Consider the following 20,338-nt stretch of genomic DNA (forward strand, 5'->3'; position numbering starts at 1 on the left):
AATCTCCTGCTTTAACGCCCGCGGATAGGTGAAGTTTTTGTCAACGCTAGGGGTCATGAAACCTGATATTAAAAAGCCGTTGACTGGCTTTGGAGGATAAGCTGGTGGTACGCCGATAACCGCCACTTTCTTGTCATGCCCTCCTAAAATGTCCCAAACAGTTTTTTCCTTGATAGAATGGGAGTCGGCGAGCCAAATGTCGTTGTAGGTTCCGGGTTTGCGGTGGCGAAAGCCATAAATTCCAAGTTTTCCCGCGTTTTTGCTTGTAGCCATGACCATCCAAGCGGGAATCGTTATGGGCGGATTCGAACTCTCCATCCTTGCATGCACGCCATCGTCAAGCATTCTTCTTATGTTCGGCAGTTCATCTGCAAATTGGTCAAACAGCAGTTCAGGCGGAGCACAATCCAAGCCAATTACCAAAACCCGTTTAGCTTTCATCTCTCTGCACTCCTATTCAACAAATGGATTTGGGTGCCTCGCAATTACTTCAGCAACTTCAGGACGCATCAACTTCTTCGGTGGAATCTGTCCTTCTGAAAACATTTTCCGTATCTTTGTCCCACTAAAATTAATGTGCTCTTTTTCGCCATGAGGACATGCTTTCTCGTTGGTGACGGCGCTGCATCGTTTGCAGTAGAAGAACGACTTGAAAAACAACAGTGAAATGCCGAGATCTGGAAACTCGTCAAAGATTTTTTGAGCATCATAAGGACCATAGAAATTACCTACACCCGCATGGTCTCTGCCAACAATAAAGTGGGTGCAGCCGAAGTTTTTCCTAACAATGGCATGAAAGATGGCTTCTCTCGGACCTGCATAGCGCATTTCGAAAGGTAAAATAGACATTACTACTGACTTTTTAAGGTAGTAGTTTTTCATCAAAGCATTATAAGCTTCAAGGATTACTTCGTCTTTGAAATCGCCTTTCTTCTTCTTACCAATCACAGGATTTATGAAAACGCCGTCAACAAAAGCAAGCGCAGTCTTCTGCACGTACTCGTGCCCGAGATGCGGCGGATTCCGCGTCTGAAACCCCACAACGGTCTTCCAACCTTTCTCTTCGAATAACACTCTTGTCTCCAAAGGTTCCAGCTTGTACTGGTCATAGGGTCCCTCTGGTTCGTTGATTAAGTCTATTTTGCCTCCCAGAAAAATTTCTCCTAAGCCTTTAGTCATTACCACTCCTGGATGAGCCAAATCTAGTGTGCCAAATGTGTGGTTTGCCAGTTCATCTTTGTCAAAACTGTATTTCTCCTCAAGATGCATCAACGCCAAAGGCTTGCCATGGAAGTATAGTGCCATCTCGTCTCCTTCATCAAATCTCTCAGCTCTGCTCTTTGAAACGTCAAGTAAAACTGGAATTGTCCACGCTAAATCGCTGGGAAGCCGCATCAAATGCAATACTGCTTCAAGTTCTTCTCGGTTCATAAAACCCTCAAGAGGACTAAAAACTCCTTTAGCAATATTTTCGATATCGCTTGCAACTGCATCTGAAACTTCAATTTTCTCTAATCTTACAGCCGTTTCTAACGCTTTTTCCCTTTCTCGTTCTCTTAGAACCCTGTTTATTAGCTTGCCACCGTGTGGTTTTGGCATTTGATTCTCCCCGTCTAGTCAATGTAGCCTAGTGCTCTCAATCTTTCCTTGACTCTTTCTTTGTCTTCTTCGCTGAAGGGTTCTTCATCTTCTTCTTCAGCTATTATTTCTCGCAGCACGTAGGCGACGTAGCTTGAAACTGATGTGAAGCCTGTGTCTTTGATTCTTTCTTCGACTTTTTTGAAGAGGGGTATTGGAATAGAGACTGTGGTGAATTTCTTTCTTTCTTGCTCTTTTTTCTTGGTCATGCTGGTTTCCTCTTAATTATATATAATTACTGGAAATGCCTCTCGCATTTAAAGACTTTCATATCTCTAGACATTATATTAAGTCACAATCCCACAGCTTCAAGAGCGTTGTAAAGTTTGACACCATCAAGATAGTTCCAACGAGAAGATCAAGCTAACATGGGTGCAATGGCTCGCGTAATACCATCAAGGTATGGGTATATCCACAGATTTTAGAAGCATTCCAGTACTTAGGAATACTATCCATATTTCGATCAGTATATGCATGCTTTTCTTTTGGAACGCGTTTTGTTATCCCCGCTGCAATTGGAGTGAGAATAGAAATATTAGTGGTAGATTGATTTTTTGTTTGAGAAGCTTCGCTGACGCCTTGGCGAATAAGTAGCCTAGTGACAGGTGGCCTACTGCAAACGTGGTCTTTACGCTCCAAACGAGAGAATGCTTTCGCTAAAATAATCTTTGTTTCCTAATAAAGCGTATGATTACTGACAGTTACTTAGTGAAGGCATGTCTGAAAAAGTGTGATGGAATGTTTTTTGTTATAATGGTTTAGTTATTTGGTTGGGCGATATGAGTGTGTCTTTCAGCCCTTTATCTCCGATGAACTTTTTGAGTTGTGTGTCTAATGTTAAGAGTTTGAGGTTGAGGTGGAGCGAGGTTGAGTATAATATGTTGTCTATCATGTCCTTGTGGCCCAGTTTCTGTAGTATCAAGGCTTCGTTGAATATTTCAGGGTTTTCATCAACCTTCGTGTATCTGTCAGCTTTCATTATGCTTTTGAGGCCGATTTTGAAGCGTTCTTCGTTGAACGTTTGTGATGTTAAAAATCTGGATGTTACCCATAGTGATTCTAAAATGCTGAATTGTGAATAGTATATTTTTTCGTTTGTTTCATCAAGCTTTTTTAGTCCTTTTGAAACCTCTGTGCCGACGTTTATTCCAAGGGTTGGAAGTATGAATGATGTGTCAAGGAGAATGCTTGGTGTGGGTTGCTTGTTCTTCAATGCTTATTTCCTCGATTTGATCGTGGGTTATGGATGCAAATCTTTCGCCTGAAAGGGCTAGGTGAATAGGGTCTTGGATGCTTTCTATGACTAGTGTGTTTCCAACGATTCTTAGTGATATTTTTTGTCCTTCTTTTAGTCCGAGGGTTTTGACCACGGCCTTCGGTATGTAGATGGCGTATTTTTTTCCGATTCGGGTTTGTATAGTCAGACTCAAGGCTGTTCACCAGGAAAGTATTGGATTGCCGGACTTAAAAATGTTTTCTGGTAACCTGTAAACAGGTTTTTTTGTCTTGAATAGAAGGATGCTTTTGCTCAAGTAATTTCTGTTCTGTATCGAATGAAGAGTGGGGTGAATATTACTGTTGCAGTTATGATTGAGTGGGTTATGGTTCGGTGTTCCACGCCGGGGATTAGTAGGTCTACGTCGGGTATCATTGAGAGTAGGAGTACGAGTGGGAGGTTGACTTCTTGTTTCATCTTTAGATGTGAGCAAAACATATTAGTTTGGTTCGCATAATTGTTGTTTTTGGAAGAAAGTTGTTGGGAAGGTTCTCGTTGTCCGCTGCAAGGGACGTGTTCGCAGCTTGGCCTCCAATATTCAAACTCCTTATTGTATTAGCGATAGTGAATGGATTTTTGATAGCAAACACTGCAAGCACTCAGCTTGTGGTTTTTCGGAACACTGCCATTGTAAAGTCGATTAATATTGGTGTTTATCGGGACGTTGACTGTACAAGCCCTGTGGAAGCTATTGATTGGGGGATTATTGAACCTGGTGAAAATATGACTATAGATGTTTATGTGAGGAATGAGGGAAACTCGGAGTTGGTTTTGTCGATTTGGGCTGCTAACTGGTCGTCGCCTGAGGTGGAGCATTATATGAATTTTACTAGTGATTATCAAGATCAACCAATAGGAGTTGGTGATGCGTTGCCCGTTGCGTTGATTTTGTCTCTGTCTTGGGATGTTAGAGATATAACGGCGTTCAGCTTCGATGTGATAATTGAAACACGTGGGTAGTTGAACAGTACTATTCGCATTCTACGCTAGCGCATATCGTGAATTTGGTGGGTGTCTTCGCATTGGTTAATGTGTGTTGCAATTTTGATAGGGGGCATTCCTGAAACGCTATCGCTGGGAATTCAACCGAAGCATGTTTTATTGCAGAAATCGGTTGAGTCCAGTTTTTAAGGATAAGAAGGGTTATTGCAGCGTAGGGTTGTTTTGACGAGTTAGAAAGGTTGAAAAATTCGTAGCAATACTGTGAACATGAAGGCCATGCCGACTCCGATGGATATCAGTCTTAGGCGGGTTCTTTCGATGACGATGTCGCTGAGGTATGTTGTGGGGGAAGATAAGAGCTCAGAGGTCACGAGTAGGATTATTGCTGTTATTGCTAGCCAGAGTCCGATGTCAGACATTGACAGTGGAAAGTTCATTTTTAGGCTCCTAGGATTTGAAGCCAAACTTGAATGGTTTGGTTGTCGAGTGATACTTCGTCTTTTACGATTGTGACCATTTTGCCGGTGGCTTTGGCTATTGCGCATGCTACGGCGCTTACGATTGGGCATCCGAGTAAGTGTATGCTTTTTAGGTTTTCTTCTCTGCTGTAGAGGTCTTTGTAGGTTGAGTCTACGATTTTTAAGTGGATTGTGTCTTTTTCGGGTTTTATTTCGATTTCTTTGGCTAGTTGGAAGTGTTCGAGGATTGTGTTTGACAGGCTGTCGTATAGTTCGTTGAGGTTGAGACCTGTTAAATCAGTTTTTAGTTCTTTTTCGAAGAGGGTTAGTAGGCCTAAGCCGGGTGGGGCGATGCTTATTCCTTTCGGGTTTTCGAGGAGAAAGCGGCTTTTTGCCATTTCTTCTATGGAGGGCATGCTGGCGTTGCTGTCGGCGGATATGAAGACTATCATGTTTTTGAGGCCTTTGAGGTATTCTGGGAGGTAGATGTCTTTTGGGTAGGGTGGTATGTAGAAGCTTTTTCCTTTGTAGTTGAGGTCCTTGATTATTCGGTCGATTGTTGAGTATGATGTGATTGCGGTGGAGTCTAGGAGGGTGCTTTGGACGTATTTTATGGGTCGGACGAAGAAGAATAGGGCGCCCCAGAAGGTGAGGCCTAAGCCGATGAAGGCCAGTACGGATGAGGTTACATATATTGAGAAGGCGAGGGATAGTATGCCGGGAATTAGGAAGATTATTCCGATTTTGCCTGAAGGGATCCGTCTGGACTTTGTTAGTTCGAGTTTGAGGTTTTCGTTTTCAGCTTGAAGTTGTTTGACTGTTTCTACTAGGTATTGAGTAGTTGATAGCTCTGCGGATTTGTCTTCAGTTTTTTGTTCTTTTGGTGATTTTCTGGATTTGTTGGGCGCCATTTCTTTCGTGAGCAATTAATGTGGCTTTATCTTTTAAGGTTTCTAATTCATTTATGTGTGCATTCGATCTTTTAGGCGTTAATTGATTCGAAGAAGGTTTACGGTTTCCATACTAGGACGGGTTTGCCGCGAATGTTAATGATGTCTCTTCTGATAAGTCCGTATTCTTCTAGTCGATTCAATATGTTAATCAGATTGCTACGCTCTATGGGTGTCTCAGTCTTTGAAGTTAAGGTTGAAGCTATAGTTTTGGTTTGCACGATTTTTTTCTCTTTGAATAACTCTTGTATTGTCTGGAGCACAAGTTTTTCGTCTTTTGAGGCAAAATTGTTGAAGATTCTTAAGTTGTTGCTTTTCTTTCTCCATTCATTTGTGTATTCTGCAGTTTTTGTGACTGCCACAAAAGCAATTGCTAAACCTAGGAGCGTTTGTTGCATGGGAATGCCTATGGAGATTAGAGATTGGCTTTTAAGTGGTTCCCAGTAGGATGCGATGGATTGTCCAAATGTTAGTAGTTCGTTTTCAAATTGCGGATACATTGTGGAGTTGAGTGTCATGATGATTAAGCTGATTCGAACATATTTTTGCTCTACTGTGAGGCCTGTGTTGAATGTTGCTTTTTCGTACCAGTAAAGAGTAACTTGAGTATAGTTGGCGGGGGTTTTAAAAACTAGATAGCGTGCAATAATTGGGACGTCTTGCAGCAGTTGAGTGTCTCTTGAATCTAGCACTGATACGAGAGGATAGCGTCCCTGAGAGGTTTGCCATGTTATTAGGCATACTTCCCAACTGTGGAGGTTCGAGATGGTGCTGGCAACGCCTAAGTCTACGTATATTGTTGGGTTTGATATGTTGGTTGGAAGGTAGGCGTAGAGAAGTGAGGCATCTTGACCGGCTATTTTTTCGTAGTTTGTGTCTCGGTAGAGAAACTTTAGTTGATAATCTGGGATTTCTGGAAAGACGTTTGTGGCGTTTTCCCAGCTTGAACTCGATGTAACTTCTATAACTCCTTGTGCAATGGCGAATGTGGGTGCTTGGATGCTCAGGGTAACGAGGTAAGTGCCGAGCAAGAGAAGGATGAGTTTTGCCCAAAACTTTGAAGAAATCTTTGAGTAAGTCGAGCCTAGAAACCTTTCGCAGTTCGAACAGAAAGTCTCAAGGTTTTTCAGGCTTGTGTTACACATTGAACATGTTTGTTGGTCTTGTGACGATTGGAAGATTTGCACTTTCCAGAGTTTTTCTGTTACGAAGAGAATGAAGAGCATTCCAACGAGAATTAGCAGCCATCCGGTAAAAGTGTGGAATACTATCATGGCGATTTCTTCGCCGAGCCAGTATCCTATAGAGACAATTGTTGTTATGCGAAAGATGTTCGTTGCTTCAAAGACTAGAAAGCCGAGTACGAATAGAGCGGCTTTTTTGAAAAGTGGGGCAATCACGATGTATGCCAAGAAAGTGGCGAACATTATGAAAGCGGTTAGCGAGTATATTCCTGAGCATGGTACATCTATTGCGAAATAGATGAGTTGACCTGAAGAAGTGGCAACTGCAATCGTTGGTGGCCCGTAGGAAGATTGCAGGGTAACTGGTAAACCTAGAGCGCTTAGCAACGTGTAGGATGTTTGGGTGTTGAAGTTAGCCATGACTCCTCCAATGGTGTATGTGATTTCTGCGGGGACGGGTATGAGAAATAATAGAAAGAGAATGGGGAAGACTAGTACAAGGAAAGTTTTCCAGCTGAACAAGATCAACATTGTGCCTGCGATGAATATAGGAAGAGAAAAAAGATGATACTCCAACGGATAGAAGGTGTAAGAGCCATACCAGTAAAGGAGGAAGGCGACAAGGCACAAAGCTACACCTACAACTTCATCTAAATACTTAGCCACCGTTTTTTTACGAAACTTTTCCAAGATAAATGAAGCCTTTACCAAATCTTTCTTTTGGTACAGAAGAAAGCCTACGAAGAAAGGAACTAAAATGATGTGGCTTGTAGCTTCGTTTCGTAAAGCTTCATTTGCAAGGATTTCGAAGTCACGCCAATACACTATAACAATAGTTAACAGTATCAAAAATGCCGAGAGAATGTACAAGCGGTAAAATCTAATGTACCCCGCTGCTTTTGCGAATACTGCAACTTTTTTCATGACTATAAAGACTCCGTCTGAAACTGACTGCAGTCAGAAATGCGTATGCATAATTTAGATTATTGGAGGATTTAAACGCGCTGAATGTAGGGATAATTTCTTCTATCAAATTTTTCGTTTTCTGCACATTATTGGTGCAAACTTGAAAAGGAGGGGGGTCAGTTAAGCAAGCCTAAAGGATTTTTGGAATAGGTGTTTTTCTTCTAGCGATTGCAAAGACACCTAATGCTCCAAGCATGCTTAGCACGGCCGTGATTGCGCCTAAAGGCACCTCTGGAACAACATGATAGGATATTGCCCTTATTGCTACGATCGGATACGGATCGCTTGGCCCCTTTAGATTTCCCTCTTCGTCGAGGAACAGTGCTTGAACACCCCAATTCCCGATCATGTCTATGGTCTGAGTGTCACTTGCGTCCCATATGTCACTTCCGTTCCAAGTGTCACCGCTAAGCGCTAGGACTTTTGGACCCACGTCCCAGTAACTGCCATCTGGTCGAATCCATCTGAATACAACCTCTGTGGCTTCTGGGTAAGGAGGATCTGTTGTGCACGCTCTTACTGTGGCGCTTTCGCCTGGAAGAAGGTCGCCACCATCCCATGGCCATCTAGTAATGGCGTACCCGGAATTTAGCGCGTTGAGGCTGCCTCCAGTAGTTCCTTTCAACTCATCTGCGAATGTGTGCCCAATTGCTGTACTGGCTAAAAGGATTATGACGGATAAGTAAACAAGCATTATTTGTCTTTCTTTCATTTTGGATCATCGATAAGCTAAGTTTTCGCCCCTTATAAACATATAATGAACATTATTATAGAATATAAAAACAGAAGTTCTATCTTTGCATTGTAAGGCGTAATTAGTGATGTAGTTTTAGATGAAGTTTGCTTTGAGAATTGTTTTGAGGATTGTAAAGCCATCTGAAAAGGTATTTAGTTTCGAGAGACCGTTTTTTCTTTTGTCGCAGGTTATGGGCTCTTCTATAACCTTGAAGCCATTCTTGAGTGTTTTAATGGTAAGTTCACTTTCTATTTCATAACCGTTAGAGAATAATTCGATTCCTTTTAGCACTTTTCTTTTGAAAGCTCTGAAACCAGTTTGGCTGTCCGTGATTTTCTTTTTTGTTAGAAGCAGTATTAGAATGTTGAACAAATGATTACCGAATGTGTGAAGTTTGGATGTTACTTCTTTTCCATGGTTCCTAAGAAATCTCGATCCGATAACAACATCAACGCCATAAAGCAGGGGCTTAATTAATTTTGGTATCTCATCTGGTCTGTGAGAGCCATCAGCGTCCAATGTAACCAGAATTTGTCCTCTCGCACTTGCCAGTCCTTTTCTAATTGCATAACCCTTGCCGTGGTTGGTAAGGTAGCTTATCAATTTGGCTCCATTGTTTGAAGCATAATGTCGCGTTTTGTCCTTGGAGCCGTCATCAATGACGATGACTTCGTAGGTAAGGTTTAGAGAGTTCAAAGAGTCTTCTGTTTGCGCGATGATATCCGCTATGTTCTTCTCCTCGTTGAATGCAGGAATTACTACCGAAATCATCGGATTGGCTTCTGGTTGCATCTGTGTCTCGCTTTCTCCCTTATTCAGTTTGTTTCTCAAGACATACAGCGAAATGTAGTTTTTAAACTATGTGGAAATATGACCTAGAACAATTAGTGGAATGTTATAGAGTAACTCTAGCGTGCGCATCAAGGCTTCAGGAAAAATGTACGTGTTATTTTTCGCGTGTGCATGTAGACTGGATATCTACGCCTCTTTTGCTAAAACTAGTGGGACTTTCATCAGTTTTGAAATGATTTTGAGGCGGAGAGACATAGAGCTAAGCCGATGATTTCGTCTAATGAAACATGTCTTGTTTTTAGTCGAGGCCTTTCAAGTGAAACTGATGCTTTGCGTTATTTCTTTTTCGGTAAAGTATGTATGTGATGAGAAATGGGACGAGAAGTATGTGGCTTACCGATTCGCTTTGTAGGGCTTCGTTCGTTAGGATTGATAGGTCTTGCCAGTAAACGATCAAGATAGTGAGTGCTATTAGGGTCGCGGAGAAGATTGTGTCATAATTGGGCCTTATGCTTGCAATTGTCTTAGGAAACGCTTGCACTCTTTTCTTTGTATGATGCTCTTAACATTGAGTTTTTATTTACTGTGTAGAAAGGGTTAGCTGTTGTATTTGGATGTGTTGATGATGATGTCGAAGCTGAAGTTCTTTACATCGTTGTTGATGAGGTAATGGATGAAATCGGGGGAGGAGGAAGCTGATAAGGTTAGTGTCACTTGAATAGTTTCATTTTGTTGAATGATAGTTTCATTGTAGTTCCATGTTAGGTTCATGTAAGGTGAGGTGTCGGTGGGTCCTTTAACAGTTTTGCCATCTGACTCTTGGAAGGTCCAGTTTGCAGTGCTAAGGTGGAGAGTTGCATTGATGTTGCTTATGCTTTGCAGGTGAAGCGTGACGTTGTTTGATGATCCTGGGTAGATGGTTCCCCAGTAGACTTGTTTTGTTTCGTTTTCAAGGTTTGCATCCCAATAGGCTTTGACGCCCAACGTGTGTATAGTGCCAATGCTTGGAACGTGTAGATCGTAAATTTTGCTTAACCATATAGCGAGTAGAGTGCTGAGGACTATCGTTATCAGTGCAACAACTATTATCAGCAGTATTGTTTTCTTTGAAGAACGCAGAAACGTTATGAGAGAATCGAATTTGGCTTTCATTTTTGAGCCACCTATTTACTTTGTCTTTGCGTGGGCGCATCCATTTATAAGATGTCGAGAGAGGTAAATAAAAAAAACTATTTCAATTTTGCTTATGCGCGTTCTTCTTCATGTTCTGCAGAGAAAAACACGTGCACATGGCCATACCGCCACCGGAGCATAACCAAGGCTTCGTATAAATTATGTTTACGTCATATCGCATGAAGGAAAATACACAAATCAACTAAGAAGTCGTTGCGTTCAGTCAGATCACAATAAAGCGGACCCTGTGATTAAAAGGGAATGGTGCCAGCAAGGCTGCTATGATGAAAGCGTGGGTCAAATTAGATCGTCGAGCTTCAAAACCTTAATGTAGGGTTTTGCTTTATCTATTATGCTTGCATCTTCTGTTGCTAAGGGCAGCTTTTTGTCTTTAGCATGGCATACGTAGGATGCGTCGTAAAATGTCAATTTTAACTTTTCAGCTATGCTTAATACTTCTTCCTCGCGGCTACTTACCGTTGATATTTCCATCAAGTTAAGCACTTTTTTAACTACTTTAGCGAGCTTTGTTAATTCTTTGCTATTAACTCGTCTATGCAAGGTGTTCTCTTTCCATAAGACGTTTCCTAACTCGTATCTTGTCAATTCTAGAGTGTAGTTTCCAGCCAGGACTTCTACTAAATTCTCTTTTATGGCCCTGAATATTGAAGAGGAGTCGAACACGTAGCTCATCTTTGGTCTCTGTCCTCTCTAATACTTCGTACGATGGCTTCCGTGCGTATCCTGTTAAGCATCGGCTTTAGACTCTCTATCTCATCTTTAATCCTCTGAATCTCCCTCTTTCTCACCTCTTCCTCAATGGCTCTTCGCAACAGCGTAGATGGCTTAATGTTGAGCAGCTTCATCTTCTCCTTAACTTCAAGGGGGACTTTCACAGACACGGTGACATACCTACCCAATATTACCACCACTCTATACTACAAAAAAATTGGAATATATGGTTTACCCTTGTTTCGATACGCGCACATGTAGAAACGTCATTAGAGAATTAAACTTGTTAATTTTTGAATTATGAGGTGTCGTTTGAGATGTGAAACAAGCTACATTTTTACATATCGTGTTGCGCGCGCGCCTACCCAACTAGCTTAAAAAGCAGACTTCGCGCGCGTTATACGGAACAGACCTTATGTTATGTTCTAGAAGTAAATTCCACAAGCCTAATTAGATTGCTCGTCTGTATCGTTTTTAGGATTAAGGAGAATTAAGAATGAGATTGAACAAAGTTGCTTTAGGTTTGGCTCTGCTCGCGATGACGGTTCTAATGGTTTCCCCAGTATTTGCTTGTGAGCCTCCACTTGAGCCAGGACTTTCGCCCGGATACTGGAAGCATCAGGTCAAAGTTTACATCACTGGAAGAGGTCATGCGCATGTGGACGGCGCAACTCTGGAAAGCTATGGCATAGACTTAGTCTCGGCTTATGAAGTCTTTACCAATCCCGCACTAAACCATATGTGGCTCGACCTGGCTAATGATTTCAACGCAGCAGCAGGACTCGCTCCGTACAACGGCTAAACAAAAAATATCCTCTCTTTTTTCATACAGGCGCATCTTTCCCCGTATTAAAATTGCTTGCCAAGTCAGTTATGTTGCGCGCGCACTTTCTAATGTAACTTAATAATTAGTCTAAGCGTATCTGGTTCTTGTATGCTAGCGAGATTGCTTCTAGGTCCTTGAGTGCATCTTCTGCTGATGGGGATGGGGGTAGGTCTTGTTTTAGGCATTGTATAAAGTGTGAGAGTTCTTGAAGGTACGATATGTAGAAATCGGGGATTCTTCCAGTCATGAGTTGGATGGCTGTTTTTATTTTGCTTGGGGCGGTATGGGTGGCGGATGCGTGTGTCACTGTTCCTAGTAGTTCGACTTTGATTTCGGTCTGTTGGGAGAACCAGCCGACGTTGACGATTGCCATTTGCCCAGATTTAAATTTGAATATGGATGTTGCGTGATCCTCGAGGTCTAGATTAAATCTGTAGCCTAGATAGCTTTTGGCGTCAGAGACTTCGCCAAGGTACCATCGAACTAGATTTATCATATGAGAACCAAGGTCCATGAGGGCGCCGCCTCCTGTTAATTCCTTTTTGAACCACCATTCTGGAACTGGGCGCGGTATGTCTCCTTCTGCCCTGTGGAGGAAGGGACCTGAGGCTATGTTGGTGGCGCATGCAATTTGTACTTCTCCAAGCTCGCCGCCTTCGATTTTTTCTTTGAGAGCTTGGAAGCGAGTAGAGAATCTGAAAGGGTAACCGACCATTAGTTTGATTCCGTTCTTTCTAGCTTCGGATAGGATCTCATTTCCTTCTGCCACATTCCTGGCAAAAGGTTTCTCCAGAAAAATGTGCTTGCCCGCTTCTGCGGCTTCTTTGGCGCAAGATGTGTGAAGATGTGTGGGCAAAGCAATTATGACTGCGTCTATGCTATTGTCTTTTAAAAGTTGTTTATAGTCAGTGTAGGTTTTCTTGACACCCATTTTTTTTGCCAGGTTTAAGGCTTTCTTTGAGATGTCTGAAGCTGCTACGAGACTCGCGGATTTGAGGTGTAAGCAGTTGCGGAGGTGAACTTTACCGATGTATCCTAGGCCGATTAAGCCTAATTTGATTTTGTTCATTGAAGTATGCTCCGTTTACATCATTTCTGTGTTCAATAAGCCTGTTCTTGTGGCGAGCTTGTAAGCGGACAACATAACCTTGTCGGCAGATCTTTTTCTCGGGTATGTTTTCTCGAAAAATTTAGGGCTTGTTCCCTTAGGAATGAGGGAAATGTTTCCTAATCCTTCTTTGCTTGCTAACGTGATGTGTCGAACTGATTTTGGATTTATGCCAGCTATTTTGGCGGCGGCAACATCTAAAGCTACGGGATCTTGACTAGTCATTACTAAGCCAAGTCTACGGGGATGACTTCCTGAGACAATTATTCCATCCAGAATGCAGAGATTAAATTTCATGATTTTGTTGAGGGCAACTATGGTTTCGTCAAGTCTTGGATGGTATTTGAATTTGGCTGGGTTTGGGTTGCAACCAAAAATGTTCTTTAGCGCACATGAAATTTTTGTGTGTAGCAGGTATTTGATTTTCGGGACGTTAATTCGCAAGTCAGCTTTTCGGACGGTTTCGGGCAGCACGAACCGGAAACGTTGCCCACCGGCTGAAACTTCAACTCTTTCGCCTTTATCCTCTGAAAGATTAACCAACTTTACATTACATTTTTCGGCCAACTTCTCATAACCAAGTATTTTGAATGCATATTTGCACTTCATGGCTGAAGCATCTGATTCTATGATAGAAATATTCACGTTTGGCGATTGGTCGCGGATTACGTCGATTAATGCAGCTACGAATTTAGGGTCGGTTGTTTGACCTGTTGAATAATCCCAGTAATAGCACATGTTTGGCTTAATAGCAATGTTTCGTATCTGTGTTGGAAATTTGTATTGAATTAGGTTTATAGAATCTAAGATGGCTTGTTTTAATTGCTGTTGACTCTGAACTTTAACAAAACTCACTAAACTCAAACTAATGTCTCCTTGTCTAAATTTTAGAATATGTTCTCTTCATATCGCTTGAAGAGTTTCATGAATTCTTTGGAGAAGTTCTCTTCACTAAATCTTTCTGCGATTTTTATCATTTCATCCGCTTTGCTAGATGACCATTCGTAAATGTATTTTTCTATTTTCTGTGCAGCTTCGTGGACGTTTTTGTATCTATAGTCTGTGCGTAAGTATTCTTTTACTCCTCCTGAGTTGTGGACGATTGGCAGGCAGCCTATTGCCATGGCTTCGACTATTGATATTCCGAAGTGTTCTTCAACTGTTGTGTGTAAATAAATTTTTGCGCTGTTCAGAATCAATTTCATGTCTTGTTTTGAAATGTTCGTTAAGACTTTTACTCTGTTGGCAAGATCTAATTTCTTTATGCTTCTGAGCACTGTTTGAAGTACATTTTCGTCGTGTACTAGGCCTATTATAACGAAATTTATGTTGCGGTCTGTAAGGTTGGCTATGTAGGGAATTTTTTCCAGACCTTTGCCAACTCCAAAACGTGACACTGTTACTACTGAATTTTTGCGGGGACGCTTGTCACGGTCTTCAGAATCCCTAGAGAAAAAAGAGGATGGTACGGGCGGATATAGTACTTCTGCCTCTAGTCGGGAGAAGTCTTTTATGGCCTCAGCTGTGTAATGGCTGTTGGCAAGCAGTAGTTTTCCGTTGTAATTCTCGAAGTTTTTTTCAAAAAATACGTAGGGGATACCTACCACTTGTGCAAGGTGTGGACTTTTTAGATATGGGAATTGTGGTTTGAAGTAATAACGGTTTAAGAAAGGGAAGTGAATGTAGCATATGTTAGTCCATGGAAAGATGCAGTTCGAGTATGTGTCTATTAGTATGTCGCATTTTGATTTGAACGCTAATGTTTTAAACATGTTTTGATAGAGGTCTAGCATACCTCTAGGCTGAAGAAACATGGGTTTAACGATGATTTTCACGGAAGAAGATATTCTTTCTCCTAAGATTTCCTCAGTTTTCCTCTGATCAACTTCTTTATTAACAAACAACTCGACTTCGTAACCGCTTTCGGCTAGAGTGTTGACTATGACAGCGGCTACAAATTCTGCTCCACCATAAAAGTTTAAGGCTGGATGAAAAACTCCAACTTTCACGTTTGAAACCGCCTATGTGTTTTTCGTTGCGTTAACGAAGTTTTTCAAATCTATTAATGGACAGTACAAATGCGCGTGTTACTGGCGCGGTGAGCAGGTCAGAAGATAAGAATGATATGGCTCAATCCGCTCGAGTGCATAGGTTAGGCTTCCTAGGAGTCGAGCTTTCTTCCCGACAAGAAGACTTTGCCAATAGCTTCCTCGTCTCTCCAACTTTTTGACTTGTAAAAATCTAGATACATACTCCGGTGTTATAATCCATTTGTGATAGACGATGTATGATTTGTTTCTTATTTTATTCAAACCTTCCATTATCTCTAAAATGACAAATGGAAGTGAGGGCATAAACAAGTTGAGCAGAAGTATCCGTAGATAGCACCTTGTGTTGGAAGCATTCTTCTCTAAAGGAAAACCGACCATGATTTTTGCTCCCTTCTTTGAAACCCGATTGATTTCCATAAGGCAAAGGCGTGGTTTGTCTAGATGTTCCAATAAATGCGAACAATTGATGAGATCGAAGACCTTGGGCTTGAAAGGCATATGGTGGGCATCACATACAATGGTAGGCTTGAAATTTCGATTCAAATCAATGTTCACGTCGAACTCATTTTTAGATCCACAACCTATGTCGAGGCTCATCAAGATTATGCATGCACCTTCTCGAGGCGTATTTTTGCGCGCGCGCACACAAACGATAGTAGAGAAAACTTTGTTGCATTCAAATATGCTGGAAAATGGCAAATTCGGCTTTTCAACTGTCCTTCATGGTTGGCATGTTTCTATAAATCTCACATGCACCATTTGAATATATTCTGTTTAGGCTATCAAAACGAAAAGAAAGTTCACTGGAATTCCATAAACGACTTCCAGACACTATCACTCCGTCAACAACATTCAATGTACTCAAGTAAACAGTGCCGTTATCTGCCACTATTGTGGTGTTAGATAACCCATAGACGTACCCTCTGTAAACCATTCCATAAATGGTTAACACATTGTTTCGAGATACGCCATCTGCATATAGTCGCGAATTTTCAACATCAACGTTTTTCGACAGCCAAAGAGCGCCAGACACGCTTTTCCCGTCCATGTATCCAATGTTGCCGTATAATCTCAAAGCAGTCATCCTATGTTTGCTCAAAGGTACCGACCAGTTATCACTTCCAGTAACCTCGTAAATAAAGCCAGTTTGAAAAAGAAAGTAAGGCACCAACACAGTTAGCAATAAAACAGAAACAACAAGTTCTTTTTCTCGCTTGGATATTATGTTAACGATAACCTCGCCGCCCAATATGCAGAAAGGTGCTAAGAAAAATAATAGTATATGGTAGAACCTCGTCATATTCATTGTATTAGCTAATCCCGGCACCAGTATGAGTGCAGCTAAAAACGCCATGGCTACAATGCTAATTGCGAAGTATTCTTTATCAAAACGAAATCTTGTGCGTTTTGTGACCAAACCAACGAAACCAACAGCAATAAGGGCCTGTGTAAGATACGCGAATGCTCTGCTAATTGTATTCCAAATAGATGGTGATTCTATCAGCCCCAAACCCGTCAATACAGTTTGTCCTCGTGATGTTGGATTAAAAAAGTCGCCTAATTGACGGTAAACATAATCGCTGAATGACAAGAAACTATCGAAAACAGTTGAACTTGATGTGTAAATATACCATGTAAACATTACTACAAAAAAGAAAACAACCATACTTACAGTCATATTTCTACTTTGACGTTTTAAGACAACTAAGGAAATTAAACTAAAAGAAATAAAGAACAGGAAAATTTCTGCGAGCCCATAATGTGACGTTACCAAAGCAAAGCTTAAAATCATAAAACACATCATCCTGTTAACGGGTTTCATTTTCTTGTTCAACATGACAAGTAGCAATAAAACGAAAAACAATTCCGCAACTATCTGCCTATTCAACCCCAACATTTCAGTATAGAATGTCAACTGCGTCATGAATAGAAAAGTCGAAATGAAAGCGAGTTTTTTACCTATATACGCTCGCCAGACTTGATACAAACCTAAGGGGACGAAAGAAAAAATTAGAGGAAATAGTATCTTGAACACCCACGCGGGATCTATATTTAAAAAAGTTGAGTAAATTGTTGGAAGAATAGTAACACTTAACATTGCATTAGTTCTGCCATACCCTATATCCCAAATGACGGGAGTAGATGAATTCCAATACGCACGGATTTCTGTAGTTTTTAAGACAAAGTATTCAACGGGGACATCTGAGCCGAAAGAAACTAGGTAGTTGGATATGAGCGAAGAATGAAAGAGCAGAGAGATGGCAATCATGAGCACAGCGAAGGGATAAAGTTTTGGAGGCAATCGTTTCTTAGAAATAACCCCGATAAATAACAGAGAGATTGCTATTATCATAACGAGTAAAATCAAGTTATTTTCATAAGTGTTTACCAATATTGCTCCCATAATGCTGAAAATAGGAGGAATTATAAGGAGTAGCACTAAGGGAGATAACCCAAGTGTTTCAGCTCCAAAAAGGTTAACATCATCACTTCTTAAATAAATTAAAACTCCACCTATGAGAATAAGGCTGTTCAAAATTATCGTTAAAGGCATCAGCGAAAGCGGCTGCGAAATGCCAAGTAGAAAACAAAATTCGTTTATTAAAAGTCCAGCAATCATCAGAAAAGCAACACTAAGCCCCACCGAAAAAAGGATGGTTTCCAATCCGCCAAGCTCATCCAATTTTAGTAGCTTAATAATAACGAATCCTGGAACAAAGGTGAGATAAAGAAATCCAATAACTTGCCTAGCAACTGGAACATCGAAGAACACTGTTGCATATACTGTAGACTGCAAGAATAGTATAACCAGTAGAAAATCTTTTGATTTCCACTTAGCTAACATAGAACTCATCTAGCCAACTCTCCAATCCAACCATGAGAGGATTAAAAAGTATATCGTGAGACATAAGATTTATTACATCGATTCCCGCATGTATTGGTGAAGTGCACATGAACAACAAAGGCTATCGCAAACCTTTAACCTATAAATCGCAAATAAGTAAATTAGGTATGAAAGAATTGCGAAACGCAAAGTTTTATGCAATACTTCTGGTTTCAGTAATGCTTACCGGAGCTTTCTCTCTCTCTCCAGCTCTTTCGGCGCTGATAAATAGTGTAGTAATGAGGAGTTCCGGTGCAATAGCAACTATTTCATCATTGCATACTGAAGGAAGATACATCAAAGACATCTTCAATAACACAGTCATACTTAGAGGAATCAATCACGCTGGCTTCACCGATAGTCCGGGAGGATGGTGGACTACTTTGGATGGATGGTACCCAGATGAAATAAGAGAGCATGTGGCATCTATGAAAGAATGGGGCGTCAATACTGTGAGGTTTCACACAAACATTGAATGGTGGATCGAGGATGAAGTCACGTTTAGAGGTGTCTATTACCCATCCTACAGGCAGAACATTAAAGACACCATTGAAATCTTCAGCGAAGCAGGGATATACGTGATATTTGAAGGATATAGCGTTCTCGAATATAATCCACAAACCCATATGCCTTTCCCGCCATACCTCTCTCCAGAAGAAGAGACGATTATTCCCTCTCAGCAAGCTTTCGTGGACTGGTGGGTTAGTGTAGCAACCGAACTAAAAGACTACCCGAACGTCATTTTTGAGCTTTGGAACGAGCCTGTTGGGGATGCAACCGCCAAAGAAGCTTGGTTTGATGTGGTGGAAAGATGTATCACGGCTATTCGTGAAGTCACCGACAAAATAATAATAGTTCAGTGGGGTTACGGCTCATGGGTAAATATAAGTGTTCCTGAATCTACCCGAGGTGACATCTCATGGGTAAACGACCCACGAGTTCAAGGCACTAACATTCTCTACAGCACACACATTTACGAAGACTCAGTACATCGCAGTGAGCCAGAATGGCAGCTTTGTCATACCTACGACGACCTCAAAGCGGGATTTCAATATATACAGATGGAAGAAATGGTCACACAATGGAATAAGCCGCTTCTAATTGGAGAAATTGGATGCGTCATTGATGAAGGCGAGACTGGATTAGCACGTTTTAACAACAGCCTTACAATATTCAATGAATGGGAACTAAGCTACCTCGCTTGGTGGTGGCGTCCAGACGGAAAATACAGGCTTCTCGATTCTCGAACAACTAGAAGCCCAAACGCAGCAGGTGACATTCTCATCGCATCAATAGCACGCGTGCCATAAATGCTCTATTATCCGCCAGCTACATATGTCCATAACCGTCAATGTGCGCTTTGGCAAAGCTAAAATAGCACGCGATCATTGAAGACATAGTGAAATGGTCCAAATTAAAGGCGTTTTCACTGATTAAATCGACCTAAAGTTTATCGCCAAATCTCGGTTTGTTGTTTATTCCCAAAAGCAAATTGTGATAAACTCTAGTCTGATGCCTTACAATTTTTTTCCAATCGTAATTATTAACAACAAGTTCCCTTGCAGCTTTCCCAAGTCTAATCGCCAATGCTCTATCCTTCAACAACTTGATCACTTCGATAGCAAATTTATCCACGTTGTCTCTGATCAAAGCGTGAACTCCACTCTTGACATCTAAACCTTCAACGCCAACGCTCGTGGATACGACAGGAAGACCGCATGAGAAATATTCAAGTATCTTTAACCTTGTACCCGATCCATGAGATAGCGGAGCAATAGCAACATCAGAAGTGGCAAGAAGCTCAGCAACATTTTCAACAACTCCTGTGAAGATTAAATTATGACATTCCACCTCTGCAGGAGTTCTCCCTACTATAAGAAACTTTGTGCCGCTGATCTCTTTCTGAACTCGCGGGGCAATCTCTGAAGCTATTACTTGCAAAGCTTCGCGGTTAGGTAGATACTCCATATTTCCAACAAAAATCACCGTACGAGAATGTCTCAAATCAAAACGATCTTTAACACGGCTCTTCTCTATCGAAGGATTGAAAGCTTCAGTATCTACACCATTAGGTATGATATGAATTTTGCGCTTTTCGATTCCGTAAAAAACCAGAAGTTCCCTTTCTTTTTCTGAAACAGTCAATATGGCACTTGAGTATTTGTAAGCTATTTTCTCCAGAAAAGTCCCTAGGATTCTCCGTATTGTGCCTGTATGTTTTATTCTTAGAGTTTGAAAGACATCATGACAATCAACTACAATTGTCTTTTTTAATATTTTCGATATAATAGGAATTAATAGTCCGCCACCCTCTTGTTCTTCTATCTGAACTATATCAAATTTGAGAACCATTCGACTAACTTTTAAAATGAAACCTACATCATAAAAAAAAAGGGATGTTGACCTTGATACCCCTAATATTTTGCTGAGAATTTTCAAAATAATTTGTGGACAAGCCCCGTTTATATAATGCACAGTCATTCCATCAATGTGCTTACAAGCTGGATTATTTCCAGGAATCAATATATCAACTTCATGACCTAGGGATGCCAGACTCTTTGCTAAATGATAAATACGTACAGTCGGGCCAGTATCCCCCAAGAGCAAATCTCCAAAAAAACT

Annotated in this window: 22 protein-coding genes; 3 read left to right on the forward strand and 19 right to left on the reverse strand. The window is 41.2% G+C overall.

Annotated elements, in window-relative coordinates:
- The 6 genes from NWE91_06315 to NWE91_06340 all read right to left on the reverse strand — a co-directional run.
- Positions 1–441, reverse strand: a 441-nt coding sequence (locus NWE91_06315; GenBank protein ID MCW3986003.1) for an alkaline phosphatase family protein, incomplete at its 3' end; no start/stop codon positions are given.
- A 12-nt stretch (positions 442–453) separates the two neighbouring features.
- Positions 454–1,599 carry a sulfate adenylyltransferase gene (gene sat / locus NWE91_06320; protein MCW3986004.1) on the reverse strand — a complete coding sequence of 382 codons (1,146 nt, stop codon included), beginning with the start codon at positions 1,597–1,599 and terminating at the stop codon, positions 454–456.
- A 14-nt stretch (positions 1,600–1,613) separates the two neighbouring features.
- Positions 1,614–1,847: a CopG family transcriptional regulator gene (locus NWE91_06325; protein ID MCW3986005.1), complete on the reverse strand. Its 234-nt coding sequence runs from the start codon at positions 1,845–1,847 to the stop codon at positions 1,614–1,616.
- Between the two features lie 539 nt (positions 1,848–2,386).
- Entirely contained in the window at positions 2,387–2,851 is a 465-nt protein-coding gene (locus NWE91_06330; protein MCW3986006.1) for a PIN domain-containing protein, read from the reverse strand.
- Positions 2,814–3,068 (reverse strand): AbrB/MazE/SpoVT family DNA-binding domain-containing protein, encoded by a 255-nt coding sequence (locus tag NWE91_06335; protein ID MCW3986007.1) that lies wholly within the window; start codon positions 3,066–3,068, stop codon positions 2,814–2,816. The genes NWE91_06330 and NWE91_06335 overlap by 38 nt, the downstream gene beginning before the upstream one ends.
- Before the next feature lie 98 nt (positions 3,069–3,166).
- Complete coding sequence (locus NWE91_06340; protein ID MCW3986008.1) at positions 3,167–3,331, reverse strand: hypothetical protein; 165 nt, start codon at positions 3,329–3,331, stop codon at positions 3,167–3,169.
- Between the two features lie 78 nt (positions 3,332–3,409).
- On the opposite strand from NWE91_06340, the gene NWE91_06345 reads away from it, so the two are divergent.
- Complete coding sequence (locus NWE91_06345; GenBank protein ID MCW3986009.1) at positions 3,410–3,874, forward strand: hypothetical protein; 465 nt, start codon at positions 3,410–3,412, stop codon at positions 3,872–3,874.
- A 212-nt stretch (positions 3,875–4,086) separates the two neighbouring features.
- On the opposite strand, the gene NWE91_06350 is transcribed toward NWE91_06345, so the two are convergent.
- The 8 genes from NWE91_06350 to NWE91_06385 all read right to left on the reverse strand — a co-directional run bounded on the left by NWE91_06350 (position 4,087) and on the right by NWE91_06385 (position 11,035).
- A complete protein-coding gene (locus tag NWE91_06350; protein MCW3986010.1) occupies positions 4,087–4,293 on the reverse strand; it encodes a hypothetical protein in 207 nt (68 codons plus the stop codon).
- 2 nt (positions 4,294–4,295) lie between these two features.
- The gene (locus NWE91_06355; protein ID MCW3986011.1) at positions 4,296–5,240 is read right to left on the reverse strand and encodes a hypothetical protein; all 945 of its coding nucleotides are present in this window, start codon (positions 5,238–5,240) and stop codon (positions 4,296–4,298) included.
- An 83-nt stretch (positions 5,241–5,323) separates the two neighbouring features.
- Positions 5,324–7,372 (reverse strand): exosortase/archaeosortase family protein, encoded by a 2,049-nt coding sequence (locus NWE91_06360; protein MCW3986012.1) that lies wholly within the window; start codon positions 7,370–7,372, stop codon positions 5,324–5,326.
- Between the two features lie 172 nt (positions 7,373–7,544).
- Positions 7,545–8,126 carry a hypothetical protein gene (locus NWE91_06365; protein MCW3986013.1) on the reverse strand — a complete coding sequence of 194 codons (582 nt, stop codon included), beginning with the start codon at positions 8,124–8,126 and terminating at the stop codon, positions 7,545–7,547.
- A gap of 117 nt (positions 8,127–8,243) precedes the next feature.
- The gene (locus tag NWE91_06370; GenBank protein ID MCW3986014.1) at positions 8,244–8,981 is read right to left on the reverse strand and encodes a glycosyltransferase family 2 protein; all 738 of its coding nucleotides are present in this window, start codon (positions 8,979–8,981) and stop codon (positions 8,244–8,246) included.
- Between the two features lie 558 nt (positions 8,982–9,539).
- Positions 9,540–10,094 (reverse strand): hypothetical protein, encoded by a 555-nt coding sequence (locus tag NWE91_06375; protein MCW3986015.1) that lies wholly within the window; start codon positions 10,092–10,094, stop codon positions 9,540–9,542.
- A gap of 318 nt (positions 10,095–10,412) precedes the next feature.
- Positions 10,413–10,808 (reverse strand): type II toxin-antitoxin system VapC family toxin, encoded by a 396-nt coding sequence (locus NWE91_06380; GenBank protein ID MCW3986016.1) that lies wholly within the window; start codon positions 10,806–10,808, stop codon positions 10,413–10,415.
- Positions 10,805–11,035, reverse strand: a complete 231-nt coding sequence (locus NWE91_06385; GenBank protein MCW3986017.1) for a hypothetical protein — start codon at positions 11,033–11,035, stop codon at positions 10,805–10,807. Before NWE91_06385 ends, NWE91_06380 begins: the two co-directional genes overlap by 4 nt.
- Positions 11,036–11,343: 308 nt before the next feature.
- On the opposite strand from NWE91_06385, the gene NWE91_06390 reads away from it, so the two are divergent.
- On the forward strand, positions 11,344–11,649 hold the full coding sequence (locus tag NWE91_06390; protein MCW3986018.1) for a hypothetical protein: 306 nt from the start codon (positions 11,344–11,346) through the stop codon (positions 11,647–11,649).
- Positions 11,650–11,755: 106 nt separating this feature from the next.
- Here the strand turns inward: NWE91_06390 and NWE91_06395 are convergent, their stop codons facing one another.
- The 4 genes from NWE91_06395 to NWE91_06410 form a co-directional block, all read right to left on the reverse strand.
- Positions 11,756–12,742 carry a Gfo/Idh/MocA family oxidoreductase gene (locus NWE91_06395; protein ID MCW3986019.1) on the reverse strand — a complete coding sequence of 329 codons (987 nt, stop codon included), beginning with the start codon at positions 12,740–12,742 and terminating at the stop codon, positions 11,756–11,758.
- 15 nt (positions 12,743–12,757) lie between these two features.
- A complete protein-coding gene (locus NWE91_06400; protein ID MCW3986020.1) occupies positions 12,758–13,636 on the reverse strand; it encodes a DUF362 domain-containing protein in 879 nt (292 codons plus the stop codon).
- Positions 13,637–13,668: 32 nt separating this feature from the next.
- A complete protein-coding gene (locus NWE91_06405) occupies positions 13,669–14,790 on the reverse strand; it encodes a glycosyltransferase (GenBank protein ID MCW3986021.1) in 1,122 nt (373 codons plus the stop codon).
- Between the two features lie 751 nt (positions 14,791–15,541).
- Complete coding sequence (locus NWE91_06410) at positions 15,542–17,686, reverse strand: DUF2206 domain-containing protein (GenBank protein MCW3986022.1); 2,145 nt, start codon at positions 17,684–17,686, stop codon at positions 15,542–15,544.
- Between the two features lie 98 nt (positions 17,687–17,784).
- Here NWE91_06410 and NWE91_06415 point away from each other — a divergent pair, with 98 nt between their 5' ends.
- Positions 17,785–19,026 (forward strand): glycoside hydrolase family 5 protein, encoded by a 1,242-nt coding sequence (locus tag NWE91_06415; GenBank protein ID MCW3986023.1) that lies wholly within the window; start codon positions 17,785–17,787, stop codon positions 19,024–19,026.
- Positions 19,027–19,159: 133 nt separating this feature from the next.
- On the opposite strand, the gene NWE91_06420 is transcribed toward NWE91_06415, so the two are convergent.
- A complete protein-coding gene (locus NWE91_06420) occupies positions 19,160–20,317 on the reverse strand; it encodes a glycosyltransferase family 4 protein (GenBank protein MCW3986024.1) in 1,158 nt (385 codons plus the stop codon).
- Positions 20,318–20,338: the final 21 nt, after the last annotated feature.

This window comes from Candidatus Bathyarchaeota archaeon, assembly GCA_026014805.1.
In the GTDB taxonomy this organism is placed as follows: domain Archaea; phylum Thermoproteota; class Bathyarchaeia; order Bathyarchaeales; family SOJC01; genus JAGLZW01.

What these genes read in the sequence shown, in the direction of transcription:
- sat (MCW3986004.1), bottom strand. Translation starts at nt 1,599, where the DNA reads ATGCCAAAACCACACGGTGGCAAGCTAATAAACAGGGTTCTAAGAGAA.
- NWE91_06325 (MCW3986005.1), bottom strand. Translation starts at nt 1,847, where the DNA reads ATGACCAAGAAAAAAGAGCAAGAAAGAAAGAAATTCACCACAGTCTCT.
- NWE91_06340 (MCW3986008.1), bottom strand. Translation starts at nt 3,331, where the DNA reads ATGAAACAAGAAGTCAACCTCCCACTCGTACTCCTACTCTCAATGATA.
- NWE91_06350 (MCW3986010.1), bottom strand. Translation starts at nt 4,293, where the DNA reads ATGAACTTTCCACTGTCAATGTCTGACATCGGACTCTGGCTAGCAATA.
- NWE91_06360 (MCW3986012.1), bottom strand. Translation starts at nt 7,372, where the DNA reads ATGAAAAAAGTTGCAGTATTCGCAAAAGCAGCGGGGTACATTAGATTT.
- NWE91_06365 (MCW3986013.1), bottom strand. Translation starts at nt 8,126, where the DNA reads ATGAAAGAAAGACAAATAATGCTTGTTTACTTATCCGTCATAATCCTT.
- NWE91_06375 (MCW3986015.1), bottom strand. Translation starts at nt 10,094, where the DNA reads ATGAAAGCCAAATTCGATTCTCTCATAACGTTTCTGCGTTCTTCAAAG.
- NWE91_06380 (MCW3986016.1), bottom strand. Translation starts at nt 10,808, where the DNA reads ATGAGCTACGTGTTCGACTCCTCTTCAATATTCAGGGCCATAAAAGAG.
- NWE91_06390 (MCW3986018.1), top strand. Translation starts at nt 11,344, where the DNA reads ATGAGATTGAACAAAGTTGCTTTAGGTTTGGCTCTGCTCGCGATGACG.
- NWE91_06395 (MCW3986019.1), bottom strand. Translation starts at nt 12,742, where the DNA reads ATGAACAAAATCAAATTAGGCTTAATCGGCCTAGGATACATCGGTAAA.
- NWE91_06410 (MCW3986022.1), bottom strand. Translation starts at nt 17,686, where the DNA reads ATGAGTTCTATGTTAGCTAAGTGGAAATCAAAAGATTTTCTACTGGTT.
- NWE91_06415 (MCW3986023.1), top strand. Translation starts at nt 17,785, where the DNA reads ATGAACAACAAAGGCTATCGCAAACCTTTAACCTATAAATCGCAAATA.